The sequence below is a fragment of the Streptomyces sp. NPDC002130 genome (assembly GCF_040296465.1).
In the GTDB taxonomy this organism is placed as follows: domain Bacteria; phylum Actinomycetota; class Actinomycetes; order Streptomycetales; family Streptomycetaceae; genus Streptomyces.
This window is the reverse complement of sequence record NZ_JBEOXI010001252.1, coordinates 1-1,045: the sequence shown is the minus strand read 5'-3', so window position 1 is coordinate 1,045 and position 1,045 is coordinate 1. Positions and strand designations below refer to the sequence as shown.

3 protein-coding genes are annotated in these 1,045 nt (G+C 59.5%); all 3 read right to left on the bottom strand.

Features of this window, described 5'->3' with window-relative positions; all coding sequences use genetic code 11:
* Window positions 1–50: 50 nt before the first annotated feature.
* Window positions 51–245 carry a hypothetical protein gene (locus ABT116_RS50055; protein WP_219468651.1) on the bottom strand — a complete coding sequence of 65 codons (195 nt, stop codon included), beginning with the start codon at window positions 243–245 and terminating at the stop codon, window positions 51–53.
* Window positions 246–308: 63 nt separating this feature from the next.
* Window positions 309–725 (bottom strand): CPBP family intramembrane glutamic endopeptidase, encoded by a 417-nt coding sequence (locus ABT116_RS50050; protein WP_257899362.1) that lies wholly within the window; start codon window positions 723–725, stop codon window positions 309–311.
* Window positions 726–835: 110 nt separating this feature from the next.
* The coding region (locus ABT116_RS50045; RefSeq protein WP_351648445.1) for a hypothetical protein at window positions 836–1,045 on the bottom strand (210 nt) is incomplete at its 5' end.

Here is a 1,045-nt window from a genome sequence, read left to right as displayed (position 1 = left end):
GCTGCGCCAGTATCTCGGTACGCCACCATTGCAGCGCGGCGCACCGGATGTCAGTTGAACAAATGCTCCGTGTTCCCCGGTGGTGGAAACGCAATGTCGATCGGCACTGCCGATTCAGATTCAACGGTGTGACCGTCGACGACGGCCGCGAGATCCGCAGCAGTGATCACACGCAGATGCTTCGTTGCCTGATACAGCGTCGACTCCAATGCAGAGCGGGTACTGATGGTGTGCTCCTCAGCCATACTCAGATCCTTTCGATTCGTTTTCGGTCGTACATCAAACTCCACGTGAAGATCGGGCAGTAGTCACATCGTCAGATAGTTCCCGACCATGATGATCGCGTTGTAGACGCCGTGCGTTGCGATCGCCGGCCATAACGAGCGCGTGTAGAGCGCGATGGCCGTAAACGCTATTGCGTTCACACCAGCGTTGACGACGTTGCCGGTACCGAAGTCTGAATGAACGAGCGCAAAAGCCACCACGGTCAGCAGAGAGATCCCTGTCAGGAGGACCCAGTTCCGGGGTCGCGCACGCTGCACCGCCAACACGACTGACCGGAATATGACTTCCTCCGCGAGTGCCGCACCGATGAACGCTGTAGCCAGTGCTGTGAGGATTCCTCCTCGCAGGTACTGATCACGTCGCTGCTGTCTCGCCGCAATCTGTTCGGGATCGGTCACAGTGAACAGCTCAGGATCGAGGGACCCGATCGCGAACCACATCAGAAACAAGCCCAAACCGAGAAGCGAAGGGACGAGCACACCCCACACAGCTACTCGCACCCACACTGGAGAGCGCGAAGACGGTCGGGGAACCACGAACCCGAGCCACTTCAGAGATCTCCGAACCCCGACCCACATCCAGCGGCCTGTTCGAGACCATTCACCACGATCAAACTTCGGTCGTCGGGATCCAGACTTTCGCGACTCCCAGACGAGAACAGTGAAGCCCGGAACTCGCGGCGCTGTACCCGGAGATCGAGGTGGACCCCGATGTGCTGTACACCGACGACCGCCGCGTTCTGACCTCCGCGGGGGTCGCT

Bases quoted from the DNA above. Each gene is read 5' to 3' on its own strand.
- ABT116_RS50050 (WP_257899362.1), bottom strand. From the start codon at position 725: ATGTGGTTCGCGATCGGGTCCCTCGATCCTGAGCTGTTCACTGTGACC.
- ABT116_RS50055 (WP_219468651.1), bottom strand. From the start codon at position 245: ATGGCTGAGGAGCACACCATCAGTACCCGCTCTGCATTGGAGTCGACG.